Origin of the sequence: Yersinia similis (assembly GCF_001053095.1) — a bacterium.
Taxonomy (GTDB): Bacteria; Pseudomonadota; Gammaproteobacteria; order Enterobacterales; family Enterobacteriaceae; genus Yersinia; species Yersinia similis.
Genome location: NZ_CGBP01000099.1, coordinates 1 through 495, shown reverse-complemented (window position 1 = coordinate 495; position 495 = coordinate 1). Strand labels below are relative to the sequence as shown.

Sequence of the window (495 nt, the reverse complement as noted above, 5' to 3'; positions counted from 1 at the left end):
AACAACCCGGTCACCGGTCAAACGGTCGCCTTTACCAGCACCCTCGGAACGCTGGGCAATGTGACTGAGCAGGCCAGCGGCCTCTATACCGCGACCCTGACTGCCGGAGCCGTATCCGGAGTGGCCAGCCTGAGTGTCAGTGTGGGCGGCAATGCGCTGGGCGTGACGCCAGCCACCGTGACCCTGAACGGCGACAGTGGCAACCTGAGCACCACGAACTCCACGTTGGTGGCCGCGCCGGTCAATATCGAAGCCAATGGCAGCGACACCTCGGTGGTGACATTGACACTGCGTGATAACAACAACAACCCGGTCACCGGTCAAACGGTCGCCTTTACCAGCACCCTCGGAACGCTGGGCAATGTGACCGAGCAGGCCAGCGGCTTCTATACCGCGACTCTGACGGCGGGGACCGTATCCGGTGTGGCCAGCCTGAGTGTCAGTGTGGGCGGTAGTGCGCTGGGCGTGACGCCAGCCACCGTGACCCTGAACGGC

1 protein-coding gene is annotated in these 495 nt (G+C 63.8%); it reads left to right on the top strand.

The annotated features are described in order from the left end of the window. Positions 1 to 60 precede the first annotated feature (60 nt). Positions 61 to 495, top strand: a 435-nt coding sequence (locus AC971_RS25880; RefSeq protein WP_414826413.1) for an Ig-like domain-containing protein, incomplete at its 3' end; no start/stop codon positions are given.